At 47.2% G+C, this 26,885-nt stretch carries 29 protein-coding genes, 2 tRNA genes and 2 pseudogenes; 15 read left to right on the forward strand and 18 right to left on the reverse strand.

What is annotated here, in order from left to right:
• Nucleotides 1–128 precede the first annotated feature (128 nt).
• The 4 genes from BWK47_RS06990 to BWK47_RS07005 form a co-directional block, all read right to left on the reverse strand.
• Complete coding sequence (locus tag BWK47_RS06990; protein WP_162328107.1) at nucleotides 129–422, reverse strand: hypothetical protein; 294 nt, start codon at nucleotides 420–422, stop codon at nucleotides 129–131.
• A 131-nt stretch (nucleotides 423–553) separates the two neighbouring features.
• A complete protein-coding gene (locus BWK47_RS06995) occupies nucleotides 554–1,066 on the reverse strand; it encodes a GNAT family N-acetyltransferase (protein ID WP_162328108.1) in 513 nt (170 codons plus the stop codon).
• Nucleotides 1,067–1,095: 29 nt separating this feature from the next.
• The gene (locus BWK47_RS07000; protein ID WP_237269906.1) at nucleotides 1,096–1,521 is read right to left on the reverse strand and encodes a salt stress protein, Slr1339 family; all 426 of its coding nucleotides are present in this window, start codon (nucleotides 1,519–1,521) and stop codon (nucleotides 1,096–1,098) included.
• Nucleotides 1,522–1,537: 16 nt separating this feature from the next.
• Nucleotides 1,538–2,140: a vWA domain-containing protein gene (locus tag BWK47_RS07005; RefSeq protein ID WP_010872775.1), complete on the reverse strand. Its 603-nt coding sequence runs from the start codon at nucleotides 2,138–2,140 to the stop codon at nucleotides 1,538–1,540.
• A gap of 570 nt (nucleotides 2,141–2,710) precedes the next feature.
• Between BWK47_RS07005 and dcd the strand changes: the two genes are divergently transcribed.
• Entirely contained in the window at nucleotides 2,711–3,292 is a 582-nt protein-coding gene (gene dcd, locus BWK47_RS07010; protein ID WP_162328110.1) for a dCTP deaminase, read from the forward strand.
• Nucleotides 3,293–3,318: 26 nt separating this feature from the next.
• Here dcd and cax read toward each other — a convergent pair whose 3' ends face one another.
• Nucleotides 3,319–4,437: a calcium/proton exchanger gene (cax, locus tag BWK47_RS07015; RefSeq protein WP_162328111.1), complete on the reverse strand. Its 1,119-nt coding sequence runs from the start codon at nucleotides 4,435–4,437 to the stop codon at nucleotides 3,319–3,321.
• A 180-nt stretch (nucleotides 4,438–4,617) separates the two neighbouring features.
• Here cax and BWK47_RS07020 point away from each other — a divergent pair.
• Both BWK47_RS07020 and rpsB read left to right on the forward strand, forming a co-directional pair.
• Nucleotides 4,618–4,690 (forward strand) — tRNA-Ile (locus tag BWK47_RS07020).
• Between the two features lie 384 nt (nucleotides 4,691–5,074).
• The gene (gene rpsB, locus BWK47_RS07025; protein ID WP_010872772.1) at nucleotides 5,075–5,884 is read left to right on the forward strand and encodes a 30S ribosomal protein S2; all 810 of its coding nucleotides are present in this window, start codon (nucleotides 5,075–5,077) and stop codon (nucleotides 5,882–5,884) included.
• On the opposite strand, the gene BWK47_RS07030 is transcribed toward rpsB, so the two are convergent.
• Nucleotides 5,881–6,039: a hypothetical protein gene (locus BWK47_RS07030; RefSeq protein ID WP_158299077.1), complete on the reverse strand. Its 159-nt coding sequence runs from the start codon at nucleotides 6,037–6,039 to the stop codon at nucleotides 5,881–5,883. The genes rpsB and BWK47_RS07030 overlap by 4 nt on opposite strands.
• Between BWK47_RS07030 and tsf the strand changes: the two genes are divergently transcribed.
• The 6 genes from tsf to BWK47_RS07060 all read left to right on the forward strand — a co-directional run bounded on the left by tsf (nucleotide 6,038) and on the right by BWK47_RS07060 (nucleotide 10,602).
• Nucleotides 6,038–6,694, forward strand: coding sequence for a translation elongation factor Ts (tsf, locus tag BWK47_RS07035; protein ID WP_010872771.1), 657 nt, complete (start codon nucleotides 6,038–6,040; stop codon nucleotides 6,692–6,694). The two genes, BWK47_RS07030 and tsf, sit on opposite strands and share 2 nt — an antisense overlap.
• Nucleotides 6,695–6,918: 224 nt before the next feature.
• Nucleotides 6,919–7,404: an NAD(P)H-quinone oxidoreductase subunit N gene (locus BWK47_RS07040; RefSeq protein ID WP_162328112.1), complete on the forward strand. Its 486-nt coding sequence runs from the start codon at nucleotides 6,919–6,921 to the stop codon at nucleotides 7,402–7,404.
• Nucleotides 7,405–7,467: 63 nt separating this feature from the next.
• Nucleotides 7,468–8,400, forward strand: coding sequence for a cation diffusion facilitator family transporter (locus tag BWK47_RS07045; protein WP_162328113.1), 933 nt, complete (start codon nucleotides 7,468–7,470; stop codon nucleotides 8,398–8,400).
• 102 nt (nucleotides 8,401–8,502) lie between these two features.
• Nucleotides 8,503–8,688, forward strand: a complete 186-nt coding sequence (gene psb34, locus BWK47_RS07050) for a photosystem II assembly protein Psb34 (RefSeq protein ID WP_010872768.1) — start codon at nucleotides 8,503–8,505, stop codon at nucleotides 8,686–8,688.
• A 92-nt stretch (nucleotides 8,689–8,780) separates the two neighbouring features.
• Nucleotides 8,781–9,224: a DUF29 domain-containing protein gene (locus BWK47_RS07055; protein WP_162328114.1), complete on the forward strand. Its 444-nt coding sequence runs from the start codon at nucleotides 8,781–8,783 to the stop codon at nucleotides 9,222–9,224.
• 16 nt (nucleotides 9,225–9,240) lie between these two features.
• Nucleotides 9,241–10,602 carry a GTP-binding protein gene (locus tag BWK47_RS07060; protein ID WP_162328115.1) on the forward strand — a complete coding sequence of 454 codons (1,362 nt, stop codon included), beginning with the start codon at nucleotides 9,241–9,243 and terminating at the stop codon, nucleotides 10,600–10,602.
• Between the two features lie 31 nt (nucleotides 10,603–10,633).
• Here BWK47_RS07060 and BWK47_RS07065 read toward each other — a convergent pair whose 3' ends face one another.
• Together BWK47_RS07065 and BWK47_RS07070 are read right to left on the reverse strand one after the other, a co-directional pair.
• Nucleotides 10,634–11,155, reverse strand: coding sequence for a photosystem I assembly protein Ycf3 (locus tag BWK47_RS07065; protein ID WP_010872764.1), 522 nt, complete (start codon nucleotides 11,153–11,155; stop codon nucleotides 10,634–10,636).
• A 108-nt stretch (nucleotides 11,156–11,263) separates the two neighbouring features.
• Nucleotides 11,264–14,125 carry a cation-translocating P-type ATPase gene (locus BWK47_RS07070; protein WP_162328116.1) on the reverse strand — a complete coding sequence of 954 codons (2,862 nt, stop codon included), beginning with the start codon at nucleotides 14,123–14,125 and terminating at the stop codon, nucleotides 11,264–11,266.
• Nucleotides 14,126–14,277: 152 nt separating this feature from the next.
• On the opposite strand from BWK47_RS07070, the gene rpe reads away from it, so the two are divergent.
• Nucleotides 14,278–14,970 (forward strand): ribulose-phosphate 3-epimerase, encoded by a 693-nt coding sequence (gene rpe, locus BWK47_RS07075; RefSeq protein WP_162328117.1) that lies wholly within the window; start codon nucleotides 14,278–14,280, stop codon nucleotides 14,968–14,970.
• A gap of 158 nt (nucleotides 14,971–15,128) precedes the next feature.
• Here the strand turns inward: rpe and BWK47_RS07080 are convergent, their stop codons facing one another.
• The gene (locus BWK47_RS07080; RefSeq protein WP_204250480.1) at nucleotides 15,129–15,458 is read right to left on the reverse strand and encodes a MoaD/ThiS family protein; all 330 of its coding nucleotides are present in this window, start codon (nucleotides 15,456–15,458) and stop codon (nucleotides 15,129–15,131) included.
• Nucleotides 15,459–15,878: 420 nt separating this feature from the next.
• Here BWK47_RS07080 and BWK47_RS07085 point away from each other — a divergent pair.
• Nucleotides 15,879–16,723 (forward strand): annotated as a pseudogene (locus tag BWK47_RS07085) (IS630 family transposase).
• 145 nt (nucleotides 16,724–16,868) lie between these two features.
• On the opposite strand, the gene BWK47_RS07090 reads toward BWK47_RS07085, so the two are convergent.
• The 6 genes from BWK47_RS07090 to BWK47_RS07115 form a co-directional block, all read right to left on the reverse strand.
• Nucleotides 16,869–18,305 carry a sugar transferase gene (locus BWK47_RS07090; RefSeq protein WP_162328119.1) on the reverse strand — a complete coding sequence of 479 codons (1,437 nt, stop codon included), beginning with the start codon at nucleotides 18,303–18,305 and terminating at the stop codon, nucleotides 16,869–16,871.
• Nucleotides 18,306–18,382: 77 nt separating this feature from the next.
• A complete protein-coding gene (locus BWK47_RS07095) occupies nucleotides 18,383–18,664 on the reverse strand; it encodes a glutaredoxin family protein (RefSeq protein WP_162328120.1) in 282 nt (93 codons plus the stop codon).
• On the reverse strand, nucleotides 18,661–20,220 hold the full coding sequence (gene lnt / locus BWK47_RS07100) for an apolipoprotein N-acyltransferase (protein WP_162329634.1): 1,560 nt from the start codon (nucleotides 20,218–20,220) through the stop codon (nucleotides 18,661–18,663). Before lnt ends, BWK47_RS07095 begins: the two co-directional genes overlap by 4 nt.
• Nucleotides 20,221–20,312: 92 nt before the next feature.
• Complete coding sequence (locus BWK47_RS07105) at nucleotides 20,313–21,668, reverse strand: hypothetical protein (RefSeq protein ID WP_162328121.1); 1,356 nt, start codon at nucleotides 21,666–21,668, stop codon at nucleotides 20,313–20,315.
• Nucleotides 21,669–21,736: 68 nt separating this feature from the next.
• Nucleotides 21,737–23,161, reverse strand: coding sequence for an isochorismate synthase (locus BWK47_RS07110; protein WP_162328122.1), 1,425 nt, complete (start codon nucleotides 23,159–23,161; stop codon nucleotides 21,737–21,739).
• Between the two features lie 66 nt (nucleotides 23,162–23,227).
• A tRNA-Gly gene (locus tag BWK47_RS07115) sits at nucleotides 23,228–23,298 on the reverse strand.
• Between the two features lie 74 nt (nucleotides 23,299–23,372).
• On the opposite strand from BWK47_RS07115, the gene BWK47_RS07120 reads away from it, so the two are divergent.
• From BWK47_RS07120 to BWK47_RS17030, 4 genes and pseudogenes are all read left to right on the forward strand, one after another.
• Entirely contained in the window at nucleotides 23,373–24,110 is a 738-nt protein-coding gene (locus BWK47_RS07120; protein WP_237269908.1) for a lipoyl protein ligase domain-containing protein, read from the forward strand.
• A 64-nt stretch (nucleotides 24,111–24,174) separates the two neighbouring features.
• Nucleotides 24,175–24,432: a hypothetical protein gene (locus BWK47_RS07125; protein ID WP_162328123.1), complete on the forward strand. Its 258-nt coding sequence runs from the start codon at nucleotides 24,175–24,177 to the stop codon at nucleotides 24,430–24,432.
• Nucleotides 24,433–25,104: a transposase gene (locus BWK47_RS07130; RefSeq protein WP_162328124.1), complete on the forward strand. Its 672-nt coding sequence runs from the start codon at nucleotides 24,433–24,435 to the stop codon at nucleotides 25,102–25,104.
• 20 nt (nucleotides 25,105–25,124) lie between these two features.
• A pseudogene (locus BWK47_RS17030) lies at nucleotides 25,125–25,274 on the forward strand (IS1 family transposase); the annotation flags it as partial.
• An 11-nt stretch (nucleotides 25,275–25,285) separates the two neighbouring features.
• Here the strand turns inward: BWK47_RS17030 and BWK47_RS07135 are convergent.
• The 3 genes from BWK47_RS07135 to ndhL all read right to left on the reverse strand — a co-directional run bounded on the left by BWK47_RS07135 (nucleotide 25,286) and on the right by ndhL (nucleotide 26,511).
• A complete protein-coding gene (locus tag BWK47_RS07135) occupies nucleotides 25,286–25,789 on the reverse strand; it encodes a YceD family protein (RefSeq protein ID WP_162328125.1) in 504 nt (167 codons plus the stop codon).
• A 57-nt stretch (nucleotides 25,790–25,846) separates the two neighbouring features.
• The gene (locus BWK47_RS07140) at nucleotides 25,847–26,161 is read right to left on the reverse strand and encodes a DUF3007 family protein (protein WP_020861781.1); all 315 of its coding nucleotides are present in this window, start codon (nucleotides 26,159–26,161) and stop codon (nucleotides 25,847–25,849) included.
• Between the two features lie 107 nt (nucleotides 26,162–26,268).
• Entirely contained in the window at nucleotides 26,269–26,511 is a 243-nt protein-coding gene (gene ndhL, locus BWK47_RS07145) for an NAD(P)H-quinone oxidoreductase subunit L (RefSeq protein WP_010872748.1), read from the reverse strand.
• Nucleotides 26,512–26,885: the final 374 nt, after the last annotated feature.

Consider the following 26,885-nt stretch of genomic DNA (forward strand, 5'->3'; position numbering starts at 1 on the left):
AGCTTCTATATAAGCTACTACTCTTTGCCTTAAATCTAAACTGTAAGCCATTGTTTAAACCTGTTCATTTTGTACACCCCATAATTTTACATTAAATTCTCTCATCGTTAATTGAAATGACTATAACTTTAGAAAATTTCAATTTGATTAAAATCAAAAAAAGAAAAGTCTTCCGCTGGATCTTTACTTGACCATTGTATTTGTTTAAAAGTATATTTGGCTAGCTTTATTTTGTATTGATGAGGCGCAATGCTTAAGTTAATTGTGCCTAAGTAATAATCATCTAAATTTAATCCATGCTTCTCAAAAAAGGGCTTTTGCATAGCAAGAGTTCCCCCAGGGAAACGTTGATCACCAGACTGACCGGAAGCAACTCTATAACCAGCTTTAACTGTTGCTTTAATCTGAACCCAATGATTCACTGAGCAATCTCCATAATTTCTGAAATTCTATCACTGGAACTAGAATTATTTATCGGTTAGTTATAGTTATCTAAATCCTAGGCGATCGCCAATTTAAATAGAGGAAACTAGCTATCTTGCTTTACCACTATTCATGGCATATGACTAGTCAATGTAGGTATATCCGGTAACTTTTTTTGCCAAAATAATGCTTTGCCCATTTGAGGATCTAGCTCATAGCTTCCAAACCCGAATGACCTGTACGCTGATTGGGCAATATGATTTCCTTCCAGTACTTCTAAAGTAAGTTTGCAACAGCCTAATTCTAAGGCGATGTCTTCCGCTTTTTGTAGCATTAGCTTTGATAAACCTTTGCCACGATAAGGCAAAGAAACAATGACATCATGAATATTGAGTAACGGTTTACAAGCAAAAGTAGAAAATCCTTCTAGACATACCAACAGACCGGCAGGTTGGGAATAAACAAAGGCAAGGATAACGTGAATAGATGGTCTTTTGGCAAGCTCTAATGGCAGATTTGCTTTAACATAATCAGGTAATTTTTCTCCTCCTCCCATGGGGTCACAGGCATATTCATTCATCAATTGAATCATTGCTTCTGCATGGACAGCTGAATTAAGATCTGCTTTTATAATGTCAATCACTTTAGTAAATTGAATAATTGAAGGTTATGTTAAGCTGATTCGTTAATTAATAAGGCGATCGCCGCGGCTAGGGTAGACGGATAATGCTTTGCTAAATCTGCAAACCAAATTCCTTCACCAGACAGTGGGTCAAGTTGCTCTAGCCATTGTTGAGCTTTTTGAGCGATAATTGCCTGTCTTTGTTGCTCTTGGTGATCAATTAATTTTTTTAATTCTGGGTTTAAAGATTCGGATGTTTGTTTAAATGTAGCTTGAATTTTAGGCGTTTTTTCGGAAAAATAATTAACCTTAAAACCTTGCTTTAATTCATTTAAAATGATATCTAAAGTTGGATGTTGTTGCTCCTTATTTGAAGTAGAAGCTATAGCTGGTTTACTAGATAGTGTTTCTGGCTCTTCAATATATTTTTGGCGGAGGTCAGCCAGTATAGAGTCAATGGAATCGGGGTTATTCATAATAAAATATCTGGTTTCAATCCTCAATAGCATTTAATAAAACTTCAGTTAAAGTTAGGTCTTCCATTTCATCAAAGGTTACCGTATCAACAATATCAAACTTGGCTCCTACTTCCATTAATTGATCATCAAGAGCCTGGAGAAACTTGGTGGCACTGGGATCATTCCCAATTTGCATGAATGAAATAGCTAATTCTTCATCCGCATCTAGACACTTACTGGCTTGAATAATGATTTCAAAAACGGATCTACGGTCATTGGGTTCTCCATCCGTAATGACCAAAATAGTTTCTCCTGTTGGAGCCTGATTAGATTTTTTTCGTTGTAAAAAATTATTGAGCGCATCTTGTAGCACAGCGGTGAGATTAGTACCACCCACTGGTTCATTTTCTTGAAAAATTTGCTCCACTTTAGATGCGTTAACGTTGTCATAACGGCGGAATTTGCCGGAGAAAGTGTACACTGTGATTCCGTTAGCATCTAGCTGGTCACATTTTCTAGCAAGGGCGAGGGTTGATTCTTGAACTAGCTCCCATCGGCTTTTTTGGAATTTTGGCTCAATGATGGACATGCTACCGCTTTTATCAATAATGAGCGTGTAATCCCGTTGGTTTGACATGCTGAACCTGCTTGTGAAATGGGCTTGTTGTCAATTATAGGAAATTTTTTAGGCCTGTCAGTGAGATAATTTTGATTCTTCAGGGGTTAATTTAGTCAAATTTTAGATTATCGCAGTTCCCTGCCTCACGCTCACCCATCGCTAGAGCTGGAAATTTCCGCCTAGAACAGTTAAAAGATTCTTAATTTCGACCGGGACAGATTTAGATAAGAATGAAATAACATAATCAGTTAAAATTTCTCCAAATTGTAGTTCTGACTACGCCTACTTATATTATTTTTAAACAATTTAGCTAGAGGCGATAAATTAAGACTTTATAGCTAAGTTTCTAGAGATTTTAAAAATATAATCGTTAATACTTACTGTTCTATAAATTTATTCACAAATCATATTATTAAAGTTTATTTGATGAAGCCAAAATTCGTCGGTGATAACAAACATTTTTAGTTTTTCTCCTGATTAATCATTTCATTGATCAGATCAATTCAAGACTAGCTCAAATTATTCCCGTCGGCGATCGCCATTGATGCAGCTATAATGATTGCCGCTTTATTTCCTTGAACTTTGCCCATGATCAAGAATGATATTTGGATCCGTGCCCAAGCTGCCCAAGGCATGATTGAGCCTTTTGAACCCAAGCTAATGCGGCAAATAGAGGGACAACCGGCTATTTCCTTTGGTCTGAGCAGTTTTGGTTATGATATTAGGCTTTCTACGGCGGATTTTCGCATTTTTCGCCACATTCCGGGCACTGTAGTTGATCCCAAAAACTTTAACCCCCACAATTTGGAAGCTACCCAACTGCACAGGGATGACAGTGGCAGTTATTTTATTTTGCCAGCCCACTCCTACGGGCTGGGAGTTGCAGTGGAAAGATTGGCCATCCCTGCTAATGTGACCGTGCTTTGTATTGGTAAAAGTACTTACGCCAGGGCTGGTATTATTGCCAACTTAACTCCGGGGGAAGCGGGGTGGTGTGGTCACCTCACCCTAGAATTTTCCAATTCCTCCAGTGCTGATTGCCGTATCTACGCCAACGAAGGCATCGTACAGTTACTCTTTTTTGAAGGGGAAGACTGCGATATTAGCTATGAAACCAGAAGGGGCAAATATCAAAATCAGCCCCAATCAGTTACATTGCCCCGGGTTTAGAGTTGGAGGAAATTACCTATCAACTATTAGACTAGGGTGGGATGGAAGAAAAAAGCCAGGGCCACAATGGCATAGGTGGCAAGCAACAGGATGCCCTCTAACCAATTGGAAGTGCCATCACTACTGATAGAGTTGACAATCAAAACTGCCACCAATACCGCTACCAACTCGAATGGATTGAAGTTTAAATCCATGGGCTGACCGATCGCCCAGCCGATGATGACCAAGACTGGGGCCACAAAGAAGGCAATTTGCAGGCTCGACCCCATCACCACAGACATGGAGAGATCCATTTTATCTTTCATGGCCACAGTGACGGCGGTGGCGTGCTCGGCAGCGTTACCGATAATGGGTAGGACGATTACCCCGGTGAACAGGGCAGTTAATCCCAGGGATTCCGTGGCCACCTCTAGGGAACCCACCAGCAATTCCGATTCCACCGCTACCCCTAGGGTGACTACCAATAAAACTCCCGTCCAAAGCCAAAGATTGGGTTTTTCTTCTTCCGTAGGAGGTTCCGGTTCTGATACATCTTCGCCGAGTTCTGGCATCTCCATATTCTCAGCCACGCCCACATCGTACAGATAGGCATGGGTTCCCATGGAAAACACCAAGGAGAGGAGGTAGACACCGATTAACACCACGGCCACGGCCACAGAGAGATTTTGTAAAACCGTTTCCTCCACCCCTGTGGAGGTGTATTGCAAGGCTGTGGGTAACAGAATCGCCACTACCCCCAAATTCATGGTAGATGCATTCAAGCGAGCGGCGAGGGGTTGGAAATTCTGTTCCTTATAGCGCAATCCCCCCAGGAAGACGGCAAAACCCATTACTAGCAGTAAGTTACCAATAATTGATCCTGTTAGGGTGGCTTTGACCACCTCGATTAACCCTTCTTTTAGGGCGATATAGGCCAAAATTAGTTCTGTGGCGTTGCCGAAGGTGGCATTGAGCAGGCCCCCCGCATTAGGACCGATTACCACAGCGATTTCCTCCGTGGCGGTGCCCATGAAGGCTGCTAGGGGTACAATGGCCAAACCAGCCAAAATGAACACCGTCGTTTCCCCCCAACCCAACCAGTGGGCGGCAAAGGAGAGGGGACAAAAAACTAACAGGACAAGAAAAATCTTACTTTTGGTGGACATAACCTGGCGATCGCCATTGAAGCGGTTTTTGGATAGTTCGATTTATTATGCCCCAGGAAATCACAAAATTAGATGATCCAGCCCCTACAAAACGGGTGATCAATGTAACTCACTCTGTAGCAGTTGATGGTGGTTTACAATGTTTGGTGGTTTAGATTATATTGTCACGGACAATAATAGCCAGGGTTGGCCGAGCGGTTGAGGCAGCGAACTCATAATTCGCCCTAGACAGGTTCAACTCCTGTACCCTGGATTCTTTTCATAGTGAGGAAGTCTATGGAAGGCAAGATAATAGTCACTTTGTATCATCCAGCTTACAACACTAGTTGGGAAATTGGTTCTTTGCCTCAAGGTGGTTTCTACGGAACAAATAATGGTTTTGCTAGAACACAGCCGAAAAAGTATAGAACATTCAGCTCGTGGACAGATGCACAATCATTTATTGAATGGATGTAAAGATAACGGATGGAAAATTAACATTGATCGTCGCGGAGTTATTCCCCAGTGAAAGTCGTGGCGATCGCCTGCTAGACTGGAAAGGTTGTCAAAAATTCGCACATCCAAGCTTTCGGGTGTTTCTGCCACAGGCGGAAATTCCCTTGGATGAAGGATAAACCCGAATAGGAGAAAATTTAACATGCCCGTAGTTTCTCTCGCAGATTTGCTAGAGTCTGGTGTTCACTTCGGCCACCAAACCCGCCGCTGGAACCCCCGCATGGATCAATATATCTACACCGCCCGCAATGGTGTTCATATTATTGACCTGGTGCAAACCGCCCAACTGATGGAAGATGCCTATGAGTATGTCCGCTCTTCCACTATCAACGGTAAAAAATTCTTATTTGTCGGCACTAAGCGCCAAGCCGCTGGCATCATTTCCCAGGAAGCCCAACGCTGTGGAGCTCACTACGTCAATCAACGGTGGTTGGGGGGAATGCTCACCAACTGGGAAACCATCCGCAAACGGGTTGATCGCCTGAAGGAATTGGAAGCCCTAGAAGCCAGTGGCGGCATTGACCGTCGGGGTAAAAAAGAAGGCTCCATGCTCCGGCGGGAATTGGGCAAATTACAAAAATACCTGGGTGGTATTAAAAACATGCGCAAGCTCCCCGACGTGGTGGTAATCGTGGACCAACGGCGGGAACATAACGCCATTCATGAATGCCAAAAGCTCGGTATTCCCATCATTGCCATGTTGGATACCAACTGTGATCCAGATGTGGTCGATGTGCCTATCCCCGCTAACGATGACGCCATCCGTTCGATCAAATTGATTGTGGGCAAACTAGCCGATGCAATCTATGAAGGTCGCCATGGTCAACCGGATGTCAGCGATGACTACGAAGAGTTTGACGAAGGTTTGGATGGAGATAATCTAGAAGTAGAAGCCGCTGAGGAGGTGGAAGAAGCGGCCGAAGCAGAAGTTGCAGCCACTCCAGAAGCTTAGATTTTGTCCCTTTTTTCCTTTTTCTCACCGATGGGGCAGGGCAAACCCAGTCCCAGTACTAGGGGAAAATATAGCTGGTGTTGACCATCACTTTTTTCCCTTAGCCCAATAATTACCGTGCAATCATAGAAAAACTGATTAGGAACGATAACCATGGCAGAAATTACCGCTCAACTCGTGAAGGAACTGCGTGAAAAAACCGGCGCAGGCATGATGGACTGTAAAAAAGCCCTAAAGGAAAATGAGGGTGATTTAGAAAAATCCATTGAATGGCTCCGGCAGAAGGGCATTGCCTCCGCTGATAAAAAATCTGGCCGTACCGCGGCCGAAGGTTTGGTCCATAGCTACATCCACTTTGGTGGCCGCATTGGCGTGTTGGTGGAAGTTAACTGCGAAACTGATTTTGTGGCCCGGGGCGATCGCTTTAAAGATTTGGTTAACGATGTGGCCATGCAGATTGCCGCTTGTCCCAATGTGGAGTACGTTAGCGTAGCCGACATTCCCCAGGAAATGGTGGCTAAAGAGAAGGAAATTGAAATGGGGCGCGACGACCTGGGCAAAAAGCCCGCCAATATCAAAGAAAAGATTGTCCAAGGGCGCATTGATAAACGCCTCAAGGAGCTATCTTTGCTAGACCAGCCCTACATCAAAGACCAAAATCTCACCATTGAAGAGTTGGTTAAACAGGCGATCGCCGAATTGGGGGAAAACATCCAAGTTCGTCGCTTTATCCGCTTTAACCTTGGTGAAGGCATCGAAAAAGCAGAAACCAACTTTGCGGAAGAAGTGGCCGCTGCCGCTAAGGGCTAGTAACTCAGGCTTGATTACCGCACTACTTATTAGCTAAATCTAAGAACCTTTTGAACCCAGATTTCCACCGCCATAGGCCAGGGAAGATTTGGGTTTTTGCTTTAGGGATAAACCCCAGAAAATCTTGGCAGCCCATCTTTGCTTTGCCCAGAGAGTGTGTCAAAATCGTGGGTAACTTAGTCTGTCCTAGGCTTCCATAACTTATAATTATCGCCATCATTGCTATGTTGCCATTGCCATTAATTGCCAACGGAAAAGGATTCATCCGCGCTCTAGAAAACGACGGGGCTTTGGCAGTGTATGCCCCCCTAGAAGGTGGTTATGAAGGTCGTTACCAAAGACGCCTACGGGCCAACGGCTACGTCAGTATATCCCTTTCTGCAAGGGGTTTGGGGGACGTGGAAGCCTATTTGATGCAAGTCCATGGAGTACGTCCGGCCCATTTAGGTAAGAAAAATATTGCCCAAGAAGGAGCGGTGGGACCGATTTATTTTGCCCAGCCGATCGCCGGTTATCAGTTGGAAAATTTACCGGCCCAAAGTAAAGGTTTGGTGTTGTGGATTTTGGAAGGTTATATTCTCTCCCAAACCGAAATTCAAGACTTAATTAGTCTCACCAAAAGAGTGCCCAAACTGAAAGTGGTGTTGGAAATGGGCGGCGATCGGGTTTTCCGCTGGCAACCTTTACTGAATTGCTTGCAGGCGGCCTAGTTTGTCCTGTGCAACAGCTTTAATTTGCTGAATAAAATCTTTTAACCTTCATTTTTAATCCCCATGACCGCCCGTCTTGCCCGTCCCTATGCGGTTCTTTCCATTGGTGCGGCCCTGGCTACCATGGGGTTGAAATTGGGGGCCTATGCCATTACCGGTTCCGTGGGTCTGTTGTCCGATGCGTTGGAATCCACTGTGAACCTAGCTTCGGCCATCGTTGCTTTTTGGGCTCTGTCCTTAGCGGCTACCCCGGCGGATTCTGAACATCCCTTTGGCCATAGCAAGGCGGAATACTTTTCTAGTGGATTAGAAGGGGCCTTCATTTTTGTTGCGGCCCTTGGCATCGGTTACAGCGCTGTAGAACGTTTACTGAGTCCCCGACCCTTAGATCAAAATGGTTTGGGCATTACCTTGGCGATCGCCGCCACGGCCTTAAACGGAACAGTGGCTTGGATTCTTTGGCGGGCGGGGAAAAGATTAAATTCCATTGCCTTGCGGGCTGATTCTCAGCATCTAATGACCGATGTCTGGACTTCGGTGGGGGTGGTGGTGGCGGTAGCTTTAATTTTTATCACTGGTTGGGAATGGCTAGATCCCTTAATAGCCCTTGGGGTAGGATTCAACGTGCTCTGGACAGGAACCCATTTATTGCGGGAAACCATCTCCAGCTTGATGGACCAATCGCTACCCCCGGCCCAACTCCAGGCCATCACTAGCTGTTTTTTGCCCTACGAAGACCAAGGAGTACGTTTTCATCTATTGCAAACCAGGCAGGCTGGCTCCCAGTCTTTTATCTCTTTCCATGTGCTAGTGCCTGGACATTGGACTGTCCAGCGCGGCCATGATCTCTGTGAAGCCATCGAAATGGCGATCGCCGAACGGATTACTGGCTCTAGGGTAACCACCCATTTGGAGCCCCTGGAAGACCCTAAATCTTGGCAACATCCTGACGAGTTTCCCCCCTCTGCCCCTTTAAACCGGGATAAGCCCAATTAGGTTTTGGGGTATTATGCAAAAACTTGGCTCCGGCAGATTCCGGCTCCGGGTAGCATAACAAACTTTTTTGTCATTTACGACAACAGGAGAACTTTAAAAAATATGAACAACTATACCAAAGACGATGATGGACGGCTGAATAATTTTGCCGTTGAACCCAAGATCTATGCGGCCGATGCCCCCAGTAAAGCCGACAAACGAAATTATTTGATTATGGCGGCCATTACCGTTGTGTTGGTGGCGGGGCTGATTGCGGTGGCTGTGGTAGCTTCCGGGGCTAGCACCTAATTTTGCCCGTAAATTAAGAAGGTATCGCCATCGTCACTCCCTGGTTGCGATGGCCAGTCAACTTCTAGAATTAAGGGAAGGGGGAAAGTAGCATGGGGCAAAAAACTACAACTTTGTACGACACCGATTTCAATCTTTGGATTGAGGAAACTGTGCGTCAACTCAAACAAGGCGATTTACAATCCTTAGATTTAGAGAATTTAATTGAAGAAATAGAGTCCATGGGTCGCAGCGATAAACGGGAAGTTAAAAATAGACTAATTGTTTTGATGATCCATTTGCTCAAATGGCGGTATCAACCGGAAAAGCGCTCTAATAGTTGGACAGCGACCATTAACGAACAACGTCGTCAGCTGGGCCTCATCACCGGGGATAGCCCTAGTCTGAAACCATTTTTGGTTGATAATTTTCCCGGTTGTTATCAGATAGCCCGCAGGGATGCGGTGAGGGAAACGTTTTTATCGCTATCAGTTTTCCCGGTGGATTGTCCCTTTTCCCTGGCGGAAATCCTTGATGCTGAGTTTTTCCCCGATTAATCTGTTGCCTAGCTGAATGAATTCCCCCGCCCCTGATCCGGCCCTCTCTACGGCGATCGCCAGCATCCAACAATCGTTAAATTGGTATGCGAGCCAGCGTCGCCATTGGAACTATCCCCCCAATCTGGAATTGCAGGGGGCGGTGCGCCAGGACATTCAAGCCATGCACCAAGCCTTAGCCAAACTGGAGCAACGGGTATTTAAAATTGCGGCCTTTGGCTTAGTCAGTCGGGGTAAATCCACCGTGATTAATGCCTTGTTGGGGGAAAAACGCCTGGAAACAGGACCGCTCCATGGGGTAACCCAGTGGCCTCAATCGGTGCGGTGGTGCAGTAACGACAAAATTCAAATTGATTTGATTGACACGCCAGGGCTAGATGAAATTGCCGGGGGTGCCCGAGCCGCCATGGCCCAAACCGTAGCTCACCAGGCAGATCTGATTTTATTTGTTATTGCGGGGGACATTACCCAAACGGAATTTACTGCCCTCCAGACATTGCGCCAGGCCCAAAAACCTCTATTGCTAGTTTTTAATAAAATCGATCTATATCCGGAGCAGGATCAACAACAAATTTTTGCTCAGCTACAGTCCCTCACTCCTGACGGGGAAGATAGCCCCATTTTTTCCGCCGAGGACATTGTACTAGTTGCCGCTGAACCTCCTCCCATAATGGTGCGGGTGGAATATGGCAATTCCCCCAGGGGTTCTCGGCCCAGCCCAGCCCTAGAAGAGCGATGGGAAAAACCAGCCCCCCAACTGGATCAACTACGCCACAAAATTTTCACTATTCTGAACCAGGATGGCAGTCAACTGCTGGCCCTTAATGCTCTGCGCCAGGTGGAACAAGCCGAAAAGAATATTGCCACTAAAACCATTGAAATCCGCACTGCTGAAGCTGACCAACTCATTAGTAAATATATACGCTATAAAGCCCTGGCGATCGCCGTTAATCCCATTGGTTTGTTGGATTTAGTCGCCAGTGTGATCACCGACCTATTGTTAATTCGGAGTCTAGCGCGGATCTATGGCCTGCCCATCACAAGCTACGAAGCGGGGCGCATCTGGAAAAAAGTGCTGATCGGTGCCGGTGGTATTTTATTGAGTCAATGGGTATCAGCTTTATTTTTAGGCTTACAAAAAACCGCCAGCCTTGTTGAAAACCCAGGTAATCTAGCGGCCTATGCCGGGGGAGCCTTACTCCAGGGGGGAGTGGCCGCCTACAGCACCTATATTGTTGGGGAAGGGGCAAAAATTTATCTAGCCCAGGGAGCTAGTTGGGGCAATGCCGGCACCAGTACGGCGATCGCCAAAATAAAAAACGATGCCCCCCCAGACAGTATGCTTAGGCGTTTAGATGATGTAGGCGGCGAAGGGTAGTTCGGATTAAGCAGCGCGGGGAAAAAGAGAGTTAGAAAAACACATCCATTTCAGAGCGCCCGGTGATTTTGAGCCAGTTTTGGGCCTCGATGTAATTATTAGGGGCTAGGCGTATGGCCTGTTTCCAATATTCCGCCGCTTTATCAAATAAATTCTCTGCGTCGTCTTCCTGCCCTGCTTCCTTCGCCTTTTCCCCTTGGAAATGGTAAATTACTGCAATGTTATTCAACGCCGAGGGCATTTTGGGGTTCAGTTCAATGGCTTCTTGGTAAAGCCCCAACGCCTTTTCATGGTCTCCGTTACTAGCGTGGATTAGGGCCATATTATAGAGAATATAACTGCGGTCATTGGGATTTTCCTCCAACCGTAACGCCTCTTCATAGTTATCCAGCGCCTCTGCGTATTCCCCATCCGCCTGGGCCGACATACCATCCCGATAATAAACAAAGGCTTCCTTCGCTTTTTGGTTAGTGGGCAGAATTTTGAGGATAATGTCCGCCATAACGGTAAAGGACTTATCAATGAAATTATCGTTACGTTGGGTGCGGGGCATAGTAGTGAAATAATCTTATTTTGGCCAACTATTCTAACTTTTCTGGTAGCGTCGGCAAAACTCTCCTTTACCCTACTGTTTGCCTGGAAAATTGGATAATGGCCAAAATTATTTGATGAACCGGGCCAATAACTTTTCCAACTCCACCCAGACGAACATTAAACTGCTAAAGCCAAAACAAACCAGTAGTTGCTGGGGACTGAGCCAATCGGTGCCAAAGAAATTTCTCAGGGGTTCAAAATACACCAAGCATAACTGCAGGATAGTGGTGACAATTACGGCCCCCCAAAGGTAAGGATTGGTCAAAGGGTTCATTTCTATGGTTAAACGATGGTTGGAGCGTACGGCAATGGCGTGGCCCATCTGGGCAATACAGAGGGTGGTAAAAACCATGGTTTTCCAACTGTCGGGCGCACCAGCTAGGTCAGCACTGTGATAGGCCCAGACCATGAGGGTGATGGTAACCACCGCAAAAACCAGACCGATGCGGATAATGTAGGCCCCCAATCCCCGAGAAAAAATACTTTCCTGGGGACTAAAGGGGCGACGCTTCATAATATTTGGTTCCCCCGGCTCCATGGCCAAAGCTAAGGCTGGCAAGCCATCGGTGACCAAATTCATCCAGAGAATTTGCAGGGGAGTAAGGGGCACGGCAGATAGCCCTAAAAGGGGAGCAGACGCAATGGTGATCACCTCCCCCACGTTACTGCCCAGAATATATTTGATGAAGCTACGAATGTTGTTATACACCACCCGCCCTTCCTCGGCGGCGGCCACAATGGTGGCAAAGTTGTCGTCCAACAAAACCATGTCGCTGGCTTCTTTGCTCACATCGGTGCCAGTGATACCCATGGCAATGCCAATGTCTGCTTGTTTGAGGGCTGGGGCATCATTGACCCCATCTCCGGTCATGGCCACAAAACGATTCCGAGCTTGGAAGGCTTTGACAATGCGTAGTTTATGTTCCGGGGAAACCCTGGCAAAAACGCTCACTTCTTCCACCTGGGCTTCCAGATCGCTTTGTTGTAGTTGTTCTAAGGTTTGCCCAGTCAAAAAACGATCGCCAGCCTGATTAATGCCCAGATCCTTGGCGATCGCCAGGGCCGTGAGGGGATGATCACCGGTAATCATAACGGTGCGGATGCCAGCGGCCAGGGATTTTTCCACTGCTAACCGTACCTCTGGCCGGGGCGCATCCAACATGCCAACCATACCCAACCACACCAGATTATCTTCGGCAGCTATGAGGTCAGGGGTGCTGGGAATCTGGGCCAGGGATTTACAGGCAAAACCCAACACCCGTAATCCCCGACTGGCCATGAGATTGTTATCACTCAAAATTTGTTCTTGATGCTGGAAATTGAGGGGTACACAATGGTCAGCGGTATGAATTTGTCCGCAGTGGGGGAGGAGTAACTCCGGCGATCCTTTGGAAAAAATTAGGTAGGGCCCTGGCGTTAAGGCCAAATTTTCTAAAATGCCCAATAAATTTGCTAAGGGGGACTCTCCTTCGGCTGGCACTTCCACAATCACCCCCATGCGTTTGCGCTCCGAAGAAAAGGGAAATTCCCCCCGCCGCATAAAACTAGGTCTTAACTGTGCCTGGTCAAAGCCAAATTTCTTGGCCAGCACTAGCAATGCTCCTTCGGTGGGGTCCCCAATCACTTGCCACTCCATTTCCCCTGGATTGTAGTTCAGTTCAGAATCGTTACAGAGGATGGCGTTGAGACACAGTAATTGCAAGGCCGGGGGCCATGGCCCGGAGGTCGCCCTCTGTTCTCCATCCGAGAGGTGGATGATGTTGCCCTGGGGTTGGTAGCCTTCTCCGCCAATGCTGAGGCGATCGCCATTGGTCAACACTTCCCGCACTACCATTTTGTTTTGGGTGAGGGTACCGGTTTTATCGGAGCAAATCACGTTGACGGAACCGAGGGTTTCCACTGCCGGTAATTTGCGGATCAGGGCGTGACGTTTAATCATCCTTTGGGTGCCCAGGGCCAGGGTAACCGTAATCACCGCTGGTAAACCTTCCGGCACCACTGCCACCGCCATGCTGAGGGAAGTTTCCACTAACTGCCGCAGTTCGCCCCAGCCACTCTGCCATACCCCAAGGATAATAACTAGGGTTACCAGCAGGAGAGAACCGGACACTAGCACTCCGGCTAAGTTTTCCATCCTTTTTTGCAAAGGGGTGGGTTCTGGGGCCACCGCCTGTAACATTTGGGCAATTTTGCCCAATTCCGTGGCCATGCCGGTGTTGGTCACCACAACTTTGCCCCGGCCTTGGACAACTTCAGTGCCAGAAAAAACCATATTTTGGCGATCGCCGAGGGGAGTATCTAGAGGTAAACCAGTATTACTGGCATTTTTTTCCACTGGCTGGGCTTCCCCGGTTAGGGCCGATTCTCGAATGAGAAGGTTAGCCGCTTCGATCAGTTGACCGTCGGCACAGAGTTGACTGCCCGCCTCCAGCAAAATAATGTCCCCCGGCACCAAGCTGGCCGCCTTAATTTCCTGGCGATCGCCATCCCGCAGTACCTGGACTTTGGGGGACGCCATTTTCTTCAAAGCAGCCAAAGCTTTTTCCGCCCGACTTTCCTGGAAATAGCCTAATAAACCGTTCAGGATAACAATGGCAAAAATGGCGATTGTGTCCTTGAAGGGAAAACCCTCCATGGTTTCTTCCCCCAACCTTAAGCTGATCAGATCTAATGCTCCAGAAATAATTGCCACCCCGATCAACATCAAGAGCATGACATTGGTGAACTGATCCAGCAAAATTTGCCAATTATTACGACCGGCGATCGTGGTAATTTCATTTAGTCCATAGGTGCGTCTTCGTTCCATCACAGTCTTTTCCGCCAACCCCCGGTGGGGAGCAGTGGTCAACCTATGCAGGGTTTTATCGATGCCATAGCTATACCAAGCCTCGGCCTTGACTGGGGAGACGAACACATCAGGGTCAGACATTAAAAAGTAGGCTTAAATTTAGGTTCCCATTGGTTCTAATAGGCTATTTCCTATTTTAAAGGCCGGGTTTGGGGGCCTACTACAATTGACCGTAATTGTTTACACTGAATTTCAAGCTTGTTTATGAGTTGAAATACTTAGAGACCCTTCCCATGTCCAAAAATATCGTCGTTGCTCCCTCAATTTTGTCAGCGGACTTCAGCCGCTTAGGTGAAGAAATTAAAGCCGTGGACGAAGCAGGGGCTGATTGGATCCACGTTGATGTGATGGACGGCCGCTTTGTGCCCAATATCACCATTGGCCCGCTGATTGTGGACGCCATCCGTCCCTTGACAAAAAAAACCTTGGACGTTCATTTAATGATCGTTGAACCGGAAAAATACGTCGAAGATTTTGCCAAGGCCGGTGCTGACATCATTTCCGTCCATGTGGAGCACAACGCCTCTCCCCATCTCCATCGTACCCTTTGTCAAATTCGGGAATTGGGTAAAAAGGCCGGGGCGGTGCTCAATCCTTCCACTCCTCTGGATTTTCTTGAATATGTGTTGCCCGTCTGCGATCTAATCTTGATCATGAGCGTTAATCCCGGCTTTGGTGGGCAAAGCTTCATTCCCGAAGTGTTGCCTAAAATCCGTGCTCTCCGTCAGATGTGTGATGAGCGGGGTCTGGATCCCTGGATCGAAGTGGATGGTGGTCTTAAACCCAATAACACTTGGCAGGTGCTAGAGGCCGGTGCCAATGCCATTGTGGCCGGTTCCGCTGTGTTCAATGCCCCCGATTACGCTGAGGCGATCGCCGGAGTGCGAAACAGCAAACGTCCAGAACCCCAACTGGCAAGTGTGTAAGTCGCTGCGGAAGTTAGCAATTTAGCCATGGGGAAGAGGTTGGAAGCCCAAAAACCCGTTTCCCCAACAACAAAGCCCCAGAAGAAACTTCTTGGGAGGTACATGAGGTGGACAATCACTCCACCTTTTTTATTTGCTTGGGAGATCTCAGGCGATCTTTAACCCCCAGCGACTGCGGGTACAATACTCACTTCATCCCCCGCATTCAGGGCCGTGTCCGTACCCTCCAAAAAGCGGATGTCCTCTTCATTGACGTAAAAATTCAGAAAGCGGCGGGGTTTGCCTTCTTCGTCACACAGCCGGGCCTTGATGCCGGGGCAATTAGCTTCTAGAGCTTCAATCAACTGCCCTACGTTAGCGGCTTCACAATCAATGGTAGCTTGACCACTGGTGAACTTTTGTAGCGGAGTCGGAATAAGAACTTTAACCGTCATGATATTTGCAAAAAAAAGAGGATTGCTCAGCCGGGGCAAAGCCGGTGAAACCACTAGATCGATTAGAGCGCTAAAGTCCCTTCAACGTCAAGTCAGTCACTGTGAACTAATCCGCATTAGCAAACTGGATTGATAAGCTCAAACGCGCCTTCAAGTAGTTCAGTAAAAAATCGGGAGCGGAGCGCTAAAATTCCTATCCCCGCCGCAAGCGAACGGGGCATTACGGAATTTTTCCTTCGGAACGCACTACCGCTCTAAGACTTACGCCTCAAGGGGCGGGGAATTTACCCTGAGAGATTAAACTTGAATTTCCCAAAACTTGAATTCCCATGGACATTGGCTCCGTGAGTTACAAATATGCATTCAAATTTACACATGTATAGCTAATTTAGCTAGTTATGAGACGTTTTGCCAATTTTTTTTGGTAACATGTTGCAAGAATAACTCAAAAATCTATAAATAACGAAATCAGTCATGGCTTACGATCTTGATTTACGTCTTAAGGTTATAGATTTCATTGAGAGTGGTGATGGAATCACAAAGGCTTCGAGAACATTTAGGGTGGGCAGAGCAACAATTTATCGCTGGTTGGGCAGAGAAGAGCTTGCGGCAACGAAAGTTGAGACCCGCCAGCGTAAGATAAACATAAAAGAATTGGAAGAGAATGTGAAAAATAATCCTGATATGCTTTTAAAAGAAAGAGCTAAAAAATTTGGTGTAACTCCTGCTTCACTCTGTTATCAATTCAAAAAAATGAAGATTACCAGAAAAAAACAGTTACTTTATCAAGAGAGAGATGCCCAAAAGCGAGCAGAATATCAGAAAATCTTGAGCCAATTAGTTTTAATATACGGTATTGAAATTCGAGTATTCATAGACGAAGCTGGTTTTGAGGAATTTGTATCCTCACTTTATGGATGGTCTAACAAGGGAGGAAGAGTATATGGAAAAAAGCAGGGGAAAAGGGAGAAAAAAGAAAATCTTGTAGCAGGAAGAAGAAAAACAAAAAAAGACTTAATAGCGCCGATGTTATTCACATGAAGCTTAAATGCAACGGGTTTTGAAGGATGGCTTGAATTCTTTTTAATACCAGCATTAACAATCAAATCAATCTTGATTATGGATAACCCCCCATTCATCGAAAAAATAAGATTAGGGAAATAGTGGAATCTGCAGGACACATGGTGTTATTTTTGCCAACTTATTCGCCAGATTTGAATGATATAGAACATGACTTTAGTGCATTAAAAAGAGCGAGAATGCAGGCACCTCCTGGTACTAGCATAGATAAAGTTATTCAAGATTACTGCATAGTCTAATGTCTCATAGTTATACTAATCAGCTATGAATAAAACTACCCATTGATGGAAAAGCGATTGAGTCTTTTTTAAAAGGCTGAAACGCCTATTTCTCAAAGATTTTGCTCCACTTTCCTGGACTAACAATCGCTATATTTTCTAGTCTCTAATAAGCTCCCTTCCTAAACAATAATATTCTGACAGTTTCCACCAGAATGTCCCAATCAAGATTTAATGACCAGTTATCAATATAGTACAAATCTAGTCGGGCTACGTCATCAAAGCTACCGATATCCGATCGCCCGGAAATTTGCCAAAGTCCCGTTACCCCAGGCATTACCTGATGACGAATATGGTGCCAAGCATCAAACCTTTCCACATCCCGCAGGGGCAGAGGCCTGGGGCCCACCAAACTCATTTGCCCCATCATCACATTGAATAGTTGGGGAATTTCATCCAAACTACTGCGGCGGAGAAAATACCCCAGGGGAATAATGCGGGGGTCCCGTTTGAGCTTGAACATAATGCCATCATCGTTTTCGTTGGCGGCTTCTAATTGTTGCTGAAGCAGGGGGGCATTGACCACCATGGTGCGAAATTTCCACATTTGAAAGGTTTTACCCTGGAGCCCCACCCGTTCCTGGCGGAAAAAAGCTGGGCCGGGGGAAGATAGTTTGATGGCAATAACGATCGCCAAAAATAGGGGAGAAAGCACCGCAATACCAAATAACGCTCCACCGTAGTCCAAAGCTCTTTTGAGGCGGTAATCCAACCCCACCAATAAAGGAATTTCCACCCGCACCGTTGGTAAACCAGCAAAAATCTCCGGCATGCCCCGGCGGTAGAGCATATCCCGGCTGGAGGGCAGTAATCTTAGGGCAATGTTTTCCCCCCGTAAATGCCAGTACAAACTAGAGGCTAAATCCGCTTCAGGTAAAGCCTCCGCTAGAACTTCCTGGGCCCCGGATGCCAGAATTTGTTGCAGAGTGTGATGGCTGTGGGCTGTACTGGCCAGGGCAACTCCTACCACTCGGTATTGGGAACGCCGTTCCAAAGTAACGGTAAGGTGCTGAATACGGCAGGAGCTAGCAATTAAAAAAATAGGAATGGCTTGACGACTTTCCAGGGGACTGAGGACTAGGCTAATTACAAAACGGGCTAGGATGACAAAAATAATACTGGTGCCCCAAGCGGAAAAAAATAGGGAACGGGGCAGGTCGATCGCCGGATCGTAAAAATATTTGGCCACCAGGGTCAGCAAAAAAACGGAGCTGATCAGCTTAACAACTCCGAGAAAGTTTTGAGTGCGGGTCTGGGGACGGTATAAACCGGCGTAGGTAAAAAAAATCAGAACGATGGCGGCATAGCACCAAAATAAACTGGGCAATCCCCACCAGGTCCACCAAACAAATTGCGGGGGGGGCGGGGAATAAAAATCATTGAGACGGTGGGCTACAATCCAAGCCACCAGTAGGGCAGTAAAGTCCGCCCCTAGCAAAAAAAACAGCTTCAACCATTGGGGAGGAGCCAAATGCACCCCGGTGAAATTATGGGGAGCCCGAATATCCGTTGCTAAAAACTTTTTACTAAACCACTTATTCATCCGTTGTCCCTGGGGGGCGCAATGAACGATCGCCGTTGCGTTCAATCTAAGCCTACCCTTTCCATTACCCAGGGAAATCAGCCATTAACGTAATGTTGCAGTAACTTTTCCAATTGACTAACAGGGGCCCGGGGAGATAGCCTCGGCAAAGTAATTTCCCCCGTCGGCGATCGGCACACTAATACCGGAATTTCGTATTGGTAGGCGGCCCACCATTGTTCATTGGTGTTGATGTCACGGACTTCTAGCTCAATGGTTAGGCTATTAATCTGGGCTAATTTTTCCATCAGTCCTTCACAAAGATGGCAACCGGGCTTGCTGTATAAAATTAATTCCATTACGTTTTCAGTATTTTTCACCGTTGGTTAATTGGGAAAACAATTTGGTAAAGCCAGGCGATCGCCGAGAAGGCCAATAATACAACCACCACCCAATCCCCCCAACGGCTGTAGAGACTGAGGCCCTGACGACGGTAAATGGGGCCAGCATGGATTTGATACTGGTTCATGGCCGATAACCAAAGAGTTTCTCCCCGGGGATTAATTATCGCCGAAAGTCCGGTGTTGGTGGCCCTGGCTAACCAACGATCGCTTTCAATGGCCCGCATCACGTCTAGGGCATGGTGTTGGGCCGCCATGGTGTCGCTGTAATGGGCGTTGTTAGCGCTGGAAAGGACGAATTCCCCTCCCTGTAACAGTTGGGAGCGCAATAGATCGGGAAAAGCAGATTCGTAACAGATGACCACCGCTGCTGGCCCAAAGGGAGTTGGTAAAACCTGGGGGCGATCGCCGGGGAGTAGCTGTTCTTTGAGGGGGGAAAGCCGTCGGATTAATTGGCCAAAAATATTACTGAGCGGAATGTATTCCCCCAGGGGCACCAGTTTAAACTTATCGTAACGGCCCACCAATTTTCCCTGGCCGTCCACCGTCAATAAACTATTGGTGTAACCATCCCTTTTAGTGCCATAGGCTCCCAACCAGACGGGAACCTGGGTTTGCAAAATGGCTTGGTAAAAACCGCTCCTAGCCACCACCGTTTCCCAAAGGTAGGGCAATGCTCCCTCCGGTGTAAGTACTATTTCTGCTCCCTGCTCAGCCAATTTTTCATAGCCTTCTGTATAACCGGCGATCGCCCGACGCCAACCTTCACTATTAAATTTAATTTGGTTGGGAATATTACCCTGGATAATACCCACATTAATTTTCTGCTCCGGTGTATCCGCTAAAGGTTTTTGATAGAGTAACCAACCTCCTCCTTGACAGAATAACCAAATGAGAATAGCAATTAAAAAATAATGCCAATTTTGTTTATTTTTGTTAACAGTTTTACCATCTAAAAAATCAATTAAACCTAAAGCTAAAAATCCATTAACAGCCACAATAAAAGCACTTAATAAAGCCGGGCCACCAATGGCTCCCCACTGCAAAAAATGTAACTGACTAGGGCTTTGGATATAGGCCACAGGACTCCACCACAGAATGGAATGACTCCAAAGAGTTTCCAACCCACACCAACTAGTGGTGCCCCAAAGTATAAATAAATAGTTTTTAAAGGTGGAATTGACTTTTGTCCGGGTTGTGGTAACTTCCCAAGCCGCCATGGCCAGTAACCAAACAAATACTAGGACAACACCCCAAGCTGTGATGGCTAACCAACAAAAAGCGGCGATCGCCAGACTAGCTAACCAAGGCACTCCTAACCAGGTAAGGGGATGGACTCCGGTGATCCAAAATAAGGCCACGCCATAAAATCCCCCTCCCCAAGCTATGGCTGTTAGTGACCTTGAAATTAAAAATTGTTTAAGCTGGGTAAAATTAAGCCTAGTAGTGTTAGCTCTAAAAACCCAAAGCCAGAGGGGAATTTGGGCAAACCAAGCCACATAAGTCCAACCCAGGGGAGCCGTTGCTAAACCCATGGCAATACCCCCCAGTAGTAGGGGCAAAACTTTTCTTGCTATGGTGCTCAATTTTTCTTTAGCCAATCAGTTTGTATCCCCAAAATTATCCCTTAAAGCTGCTGGGCCCGACTTTGGGCTTGGTTAATTAGGGTCTGAGCCTGGTCATAAACGGTGGTGCCAGGCTGTACCTTTTGCAATTGGCTAATAATCTGGCTAATTTCCCCTTTAATGCGGTTACGACCCTGACTATCATTACTGGCAGGCAGATTAGTGAGTAGGTTTTGAATTTGCGCTTGGGCTTGGTCAAATTGAGCCGTTGCTCCCTGTTCCGCCGCTAAATTAATGCGAATTTTACCGAGGGTTTCTGTATATTCAGCCAGAAAAGTTTGGGCTGACAAATACTGTGCATCCTGGGGTTGGACAGTTTGCAGTCTTTGGATAGCTTCTTGGTACAGATTGAGCACTTCCTGCCATTGGTTAACAGTTAAAGGGGCCTGGGCCATGGTTTGATCCGCCCGTTGGGCAAATTGTTGGGCCGCCATCACCATGGTTTGGGTTTGATTAGTCCCAGCTACTAAGCCTGCGGCCTGTTGAAATTCCTGTTCATAGTTTCGTAAACGATTGGTGGTTTGACTCCCGGCTAAGGTTTGCTCTGGAATTAGGGTTAATTCATTGATGGCTCCTTGCCAACTTTTGATCGCCGCTTGTCGTTGTTCTGGGATAGTGGCCTGTTCATAGCTAGCCCTAGCAGTTTGAATGTTTTGTTCCGCTGTGGTCAGGGCCGATAGGGCATTTTTTTCCTGAAAAATCCTGGCTTCCATGCGCCCCACCTGGGCCCGGGCCCGCTGAAATTCATCAAAGGTGAAATTCCAGGAACAACCTCCCATAAATTGGCAAACCTTCACCGGCTCATAGCCAAGGAACCACACTGGCAACTGGTCTAAATTCTGCTGGGCTAGGCGCACTTTTTCCGCCCCCAATTCAATGTCAGCTGCGCTGGTGGCATTATTGACCAACTGATCCGCCTGTTCTCCGTGGGCGATCGCCTCCCGATAATTCCTATCCATGTTCAGATAACTGGGCAGTAGCAACATGGGGGCCACCCGGGCCACCGGCCGCCGCACCATAGGATAGGGCAAATTCACCAACCAAATTAAGCCCATAAAACCCACTAGACCAGCCCCCATAACTCCCCCGGTCGTTAGCCAGAGCCGCCATTGCTGGGCCGTATTTAACTTCGCCGCCTTAGTTAGGGTTTGGTCAGCCATGGTGGGGAACATATCCGTCACCTGCTCGGCCAAATCTTCTTTACCCAGGGGTTTGCCTTTTTCCTGGGCTAATTGATTTAAGCGTTTGAGGACGATATCCTTTTGCACCTCAAAGCCGAGGGATTCCGCTTCCCGATTAATTTCCTTGGTTAAAAATGACTTTGCTTTAGCATTGAGACGCATGACGGTTTCCCCCATTTAGACTGAAACGCAACGGCGGACTACCCATATTCTATTTTGCCCCGCCATTGTTGCGGGATTATTAGTTAAATCAGGGAACGCCAAAGGGTTTGAAGTTTTAGCTCAATTTCTGCTACTTCTTTGAGGGGATCAGAACCGGCCACAATGCCCGCCCCGGCATATAGTCTGGCTCGATTACGGGACAGAAGGGCAGAACGAATACCGACAATAAACTCAGCATTACCTTCACTGTCCAACCAACCCAGGGGAGCAGCATAGAGATTGCGGTCAAAGGTTTCATGGCGACGGATTAAATCTTCGGCGATCGCCACAGGCACGCCAGCCACCGCGGGGGTGGGATGGAGTTGTTGCACCAGGGCTAGGGGATGAATATGGGGCGGCAGGGGAGCTTGAATTTGGGTCCAGAGGTGCTGAATGTTGGCCAATTTAAGCAGTTTCAGGGAAGAAGCCTGGGGAGTTAAACCCAATGCCCTGAGACGCTGGAGGAGGTAATCCAATACCGCTTGATGTTCCCGCAACTCTTTGGGATTGTGTAATAACTGTTGCCCCAATTGGCGATCGCCTTGGACATCGGCATCCCTAGGGGCAGAACCGGCAAGGGCATCGGTGGTCAGTTGTTGATTGTGTAAACTCAGCAGTCGTTCCGGGCTAGCTCCGACAAAACAGTCTCCCTGGCCGTTGCCCCAGGAAAATAAATGGCAATCTCCATACTGTTGCCGCAGTCTTTGCAGACAATGGGCTGTATTGAACTTACAACCATAGTCCAAATCCAACGCCGTTGCCAGCACCACCTTGCTCAATCTCTGCTGGGCAATTTCCTCCAAGCTAGAGGCGATCGCCTTGGAAAGCTTAGACACCTCTATTCCCGTCAATCGGGGAGCTTTTACAACCATGGAGGGAGTATGGGTATCCCTAGCGGGTTGGGCCCGACGGATAGCGCTGAGCATTCGACCGATAAAATCCACCAAATCGGTGATATTGGTGTTGCCATCTAAACTAATTTGCCAGCTTAATAAGCAATGCTGGGACGTTTTCACCACTTGGATTTGGGGTAAAAACAAAAAGGAATTGGCAAAAGGATTGCGGTTGGAGGGGCGGTCAAAAAAACTAAAGCCACAAAAAATATAGGGGCGTTGACTTCTGCCCTGGACATTACCAATGGGCACTAAGCGCTGGAAACATTCCTCTGCAAATTGTTGGGCTAAACTGAAGCGATACTTGCCAGAAATCCTCAGGGACTGGCAAATACCAAAGGCCAGTATGGTTTCCCCTCGCTGGGGATTTTCGCCGTAAAAATGTACTTGCTCTTGAACGTTGAGGGCCCCAAGCACCGCCAGAGGGTCAACCTTACCTAAGTTTTCCGTAAAGCTCCATAGGCACCGTTGGCCAGGGGCAAGACTCCTCTGCTGTCCTAACAGATAACCGTGCAGCACTGAGGAATTATCGAGGGAGCATGGATGACGGTCGAGGAGGGGTGTCGCAACGGACATCAGGGACGATCAGAAATTATCAATCAAAATTATCGAGTTTCGGAGACCGCTGTACCCATTACCCAAAGCGGGTGAGGGGAATCGAACCCCTATCATTAGCTTGGAAGGCTAAGGTTTTACCACTAAACTACACCCGCGTGTTGTCCTAGCGCTTTTAAGACTAACATATTTTGCCTAGACTTTTGTCAGGAGAACTTTCCCGTTGTTCACCGTGTCCCCCACTCAGTCTTCCCCCTTGCGTTTACTACCCTACATCCAAGCCCCCGGTAATTTACAGATGGCCTTGGATCAATGGTTATTGGAAGATTATTTTCCCCGCACCGGGCGATCGGTATTGCGATTCTACGGTTGGTCTAGGCCCACCATTTCCCTAGGTTATTTGCAAAAATCCTGGCCAGACCATTGGCGGCAATTAACTTGGCAGGGGCAATCGCTTGGGTTGGTAACGAGGCCCAGTGGTGGGCGGGCAGTGTTGCACCAAGGGGGGCTAACCTATGCTGTGGTCACCGGGGCCACCGGAGGAAAGCGGCGGGAAATTTATCAGCACATTTGCCAATTTCTCATCCAAGGTTGGGACCAGTTAGGACTGCCCTTAACCTATGGCCGGGGAGGAAGGGGTTATATCCACAATGCCAGTTGCTTCAGCACCGCTACGGTGGCGGATTTAGTCAGCCCCACCGGGGACAAATTAATTGGCAGTGCCCAACGGCAAACTTCCAGCGCCCTTCTGCAACACGGGGAAATGCTCTGGAACGGCGATCGCCATTTGTTTGAGCTTGTCTTTGAGCAACCGGCTCCTTGGCAAAAAACCATGGCAGAGTTGACCAATTACCCCAGTTTGCCCAGGGTTTTACGAGTTTTAACGACTGCAGCCCAACAACATTTTCAATCCTGCTTACAGTGGGAACCCCTAACCCCCCAGGAGTGGGCCATGGTGAAGGAAAAATAGAAAAAATACTGAAGCTAATTTTGGCTGGACTTCCTGCTCGTTGTGAATAAAGTTGTGAATAACATTGACAGGACTTACGCAAGATAAACGTTACCTACAGGGAGTAAAACTGACTCCTCGTTTGCTATGGGAACAGGTACGTCTAGAGCTAATCGAATCACCAAAAGCTTATGTTGTCTTTGACAATACGGTGTTAGACAAAAGCTATAGTCAAAAAATCGAATGCAGTCAGTGGCCGTATAGTGGCAATGCCCGAGGACTAGTCAAAGGTATTGGTCTGGTCAGTTGTGTTTATGTCAATCCAGAGGTGAATCAGTACTGAGTGATTGACTATCGTCTATATGGCAAAGGGATGGATAGTTACAGTAAGCTAGAGCATGTCAAGGAAATGCTCAGTCAAGTGACACATAGCAAGAATCTGATGTTCGCCACTGTACTGATGGATAGTTGGTACGCAACTAAAAAGCTGATGGCTTTTATTGATGACACATTAAACAAGATTTACTACTGCCCGCTGAAACGGAACCGATTGGTGGACGACAGTGGCATCATTTCTCCATACCAACGGGTAGATGCGCTGCTATGGGATACATCCAAAATACAGCACGGGAAAGTGATTAAAATTCGAGGCTTTCCGGCTCACAAAAAAGTGAAACTGTTCCCAGTTACGGTGTCACCACACCGGACAGAATTCGTCGTGACTAATGACTTATCTCAAGATTCGACTCAGGCGATACGAGAGGAGTGTCGGGTGCGTTGGAAGATTGAGCAGTTTCATTGTGAACTCAAGCAGTTGACTAGTGTAGAAGCCTGTCAATGTCCCAAGGGACGCATTCAACGTAATCATATTCACTGTGCCTTACAGGTCTGGAATTTTCTTCGTCGTCAAGCTGTTAATAGCCCATTGACAGTCTACGAAATATCCCATCAACCATGGTCTGATTTCCTGCGTCAACAGCTTCGTTCCCCTGCTCTTAAGTTTTCTTTTGCGTAAGTCCTGAATGGATTTGTCACCGCCTCATTGGGAGATTCATCGACTGGGAACTGGGAAATCATGATGGCACCCAGGGTCGTTTGCTAGGGCAACTGACAAAGTGCAAAGTGACGGTGCACTGTACTGGTAACTGGAAGCCCTATCAACAACTGCTAGATGAATATCCCAATGTTGGTTGATTTTAATTCCATTGCTGTTTCAAATCTGCCAGGGCGGCCCAACGACGATCAAAGCCATTGCCTGTGCCATCATCCGGCACCTGAGGAGCTTGGCAATCTTTACCACATAAGTTTTTCAGGGGCAGAGCTAAATTAAATTGCTCATATAACCAGGTTTCCACATCAAAGTGACCATCGGGGGGCAACACTTCCGACAAGTCATCCCAACTTAGTTCCCGTTCCGAGACTGGGATCGTATTTTCCCCTTGGTTATCCAACCAGAGTATTTCCTTGGTATCTAATGCTAGCCGTTGGTTATAGCTTTGGGCACAACGGTCACAGTGGAGGGTAATAATGGTTTCCGCTTGGGCTTTCACTTCCAAAAAGGTTCCCCCATGGCGCACAGACACTTCCCCGCGCACCGGCGTTAGGGTCTTCAAGTCGGCGATCGCCTGGTCAATGGCCAGGACCTGGGTACAGCGGGGCTGTTTGAGGAGATGGGGTAAGTAAATGGGCTGTATAACCATGGCAAAAATTGACAAACACTATTCAGCCAGCAAGACAACAATGGACAGGAAAGTCTTTTAGGTACTGGATGTATCCTTTTCTTCCACCACTTCGGCCTGGAGTTTTTCCCGTTCCTCTGGGGTCATATTCGCCCAGCGGAGTTCGATCATTTTATCTTCATACTCTTTAATCTGTTGGTGATAGGTCATGTCGTGGGTAAATACCCTAGTGACATAGGAAAGGAGCCAAATGATTAGGCCCCCCACTAGCACCGCTTGGGTCCAAATGCCAGCCTGCTGAGCTTCGATGCCAAAACCCTGCAATCCAGCGTAAACTACTCCGCCCAAAAGGAAAAAACCCAGGGCAATGGCCAAAGCATCAATGCGTCGCATGGTGGTTTTTCCTGGGATGACAAATGGGAACAATGGGCAACAAAAAAACACGGCAACCGGGTCTGGAGTAACAACCGACCCAGTTAGAGCCTAAACAAAAGCAAAATCTAGGCAGCCTGGCGGCGGGGTCGTAGATTCAGCACCGGACTGAGCACTAGTAACCCAGGGAAGAAGAGAAAGACCAAAAAATACATGACCAGTCTTTCGACGGAACTAGCCACATACCAACGCTTTTGCAAATACCAATACAAAAGGGCCGGAAAAACCAATAGATAGGCTAGGCTTAGGCCTAGGTAAATTATCGCCAATAAACCGGTTTCAGAAAGTAGCAAACCTAATAAATCTTCCATAATCCTGGCGGGGGTTAGGGTAATGGGGCAATGGCCCAATCAAATTGTGAACCAATCTTGCCTGCTAAAGCAAGGAAGGAATTTATTATCTACAGAAATGATTGTTATTCGGAAGAATAATAGGCCTCACATTCTGAAGACGGGAGGAAAACCCTCGTTCCGAAGGGCAAAACCACGGTCACAAAAGAATATTTTGTACATGTCTAGCTTGGTTTTCGCTATTTGTTGCCATATCAGTCCGATCACTGTATCAAAAATTGAAGCTAGGGCGCAAGGCACACCAGTCACTGGCTTGTCCCAGTAAATTGGTCAGCGAGCAATGGCCATTTCTGCCCAGCATTTTGCTCAATGGGCTGATAAACACAATCAAAATG

It is taken from the genome of Synechocystis sp. CACIAM 05, assembly GCF_010222815.1.
In the GTDB taxonomy this organism is placed as follows: Bacteria; Cyanobacteriota; Cyanobacteriia; order Cyanobacteriales; family Microcystaceae; genus Synechocystis.

Coding starts and splice junctions, on each gene's coding strand:
- BWK47_RS07000 (WP_237269906.1), bottom strand. CDS start 1,521: ATGAATAACCCCGATTCCATTGACTCTATACTGGCTGACCTCCGCCAA.
- BWK47_RS07005 (WP_010872775.1), bottom strand. CDS start 2,140: ATGTCAAACCAACGGGATTACACGCTCATTATTGATAAAAGCGGTAGC.
- dcd (WP_162328110.1), top strand. CDS start 2,711: ATGATCAAGAATGATATTTGGATCCGTGCCCAAGCTGCCCAAGGCATG.
- cax (WP_162328111.1), bottom strand. CDS start 4,437: ATGTCCACCAAAAGTAAGATTTTTCTTGTCCTGTTAGTTTTTTGTCCC.
- rpsB (WP_010872772.1), top strand. CDS start 5,075: ATGCCCGTAGTTTCTCTCGCAGATTTGCTAGAGTCTGGTGTTCACTTC.
- tsf (WP_010872771.1), top strand. CDS start 6,038: ATGGCAGAAATTACCGCTCAACTCGTGAAGGAACTGCGTGAAAAAACC.
- BWK47_RS07030 (WP_158299077.1), bottom strand. CDS start 6,039: ATGGTTATCGTTCCTAATCAGTTTTTCTATGATTGCACGGTAATTATT.
- BWK47_RS07040 (WP_162328112.1), top strand. CDS start 6,919: ATGTTGCCATTGCCATTAATTGCCAACGGAAAAGGATTCATCCGCGCT.
- BWK47_RS07045 (WP_162328113.1), top strand. CDS start 7,468: ATGACCGCCCGTCTTGCCCGTCCCTATGCGGTTCTTTCCATTGGTGCG.
- psb34 (WP_010872768.1), top strand. CDS start 8,503: ATGAACAACTATACCAAAGACGATGATGGACGGCTGAATAATTTTGCC.
- BWK47_RS07055 (WP_162328114.1), top strand. CDS start 8,781: ATGGGGCAAAAAACTACAACTTTGTACGACACCGATTTCAATCTTTGG.
- BWK47_RS07060 (WP_162328115.1), top strand. CDS start 9,241: ATGAATTCCCCCGCCCCTGATCCGGCCCTCTCTACGGCGATCGCCAGC.
- BWK47_RS07065 (WP_010872764.1), bottom strand. CDS start 11,155: ATGCCCCGCACCCAACGTAACGATAATTTCATTGATAAGTCCTTTACC.
- BWK47_RS07070 (WP_162328116.1), bottom strand. CDS start 14,125: ATGTCTGACCCTGATGTGTTCGTCTCCCCAGTCAAGGCCGAGGCTTGG.
- rpe (WP_162328117.1), top strand. CDS start 14,278: ATGTCCAAAAATATCGTCGTTGCTCCCTCAATTTTGTCAGCGGACTTC.
- BWK47_RS07090 (WP_162328119.1), bottom strand. CDS start 18,305: ATGAATAAGTGGTTTAGTAAAAAGTTTTTAGCAACGGATATTCGGGCT.
- lnt (WP_162329634.1), bottom strand. CDS start 20,220: ATGGGTTTAGCAACGGCTCCCCTGGGTTGGACTTATGTGGCTTGGTTT.
- BWK47_RS07105 (WP_162328121.1), bottom strand. CDS start 21,668: ATGGGGGAAACCGTCATGCGTCTCAATGCTAAAGCAAAGTCATTTTTA.
- BWK47_RS07110 (WP_162328122.1), bottom strand. CDS start 23,161: ATGTCCGTTGCGACACCCCTCCTCGACCGTCATCCATGCTCCCTCGAT.
- BWK47_RS07135 (WP_162328125.1), bottom strand. CDS start 25,789: ATGGTTATACAGCCCATTTACTTACCCCATCTCCTCAAACAGCCCCGC.
- BWK47_RS07140 (WP_020861781.1), bottom strand. CDS start 26,161: ATGCGACGCATTGATGCTTTGGCCATTGCCCTGGGTTTTTTCCTTTTG.
- ndhL (WP_010872748.1), bottom strand. CDS start 26,511: ATGGAAGATTTATTAGGTTTGCTACTTTCTGAAACCGGTTTATTGGCG.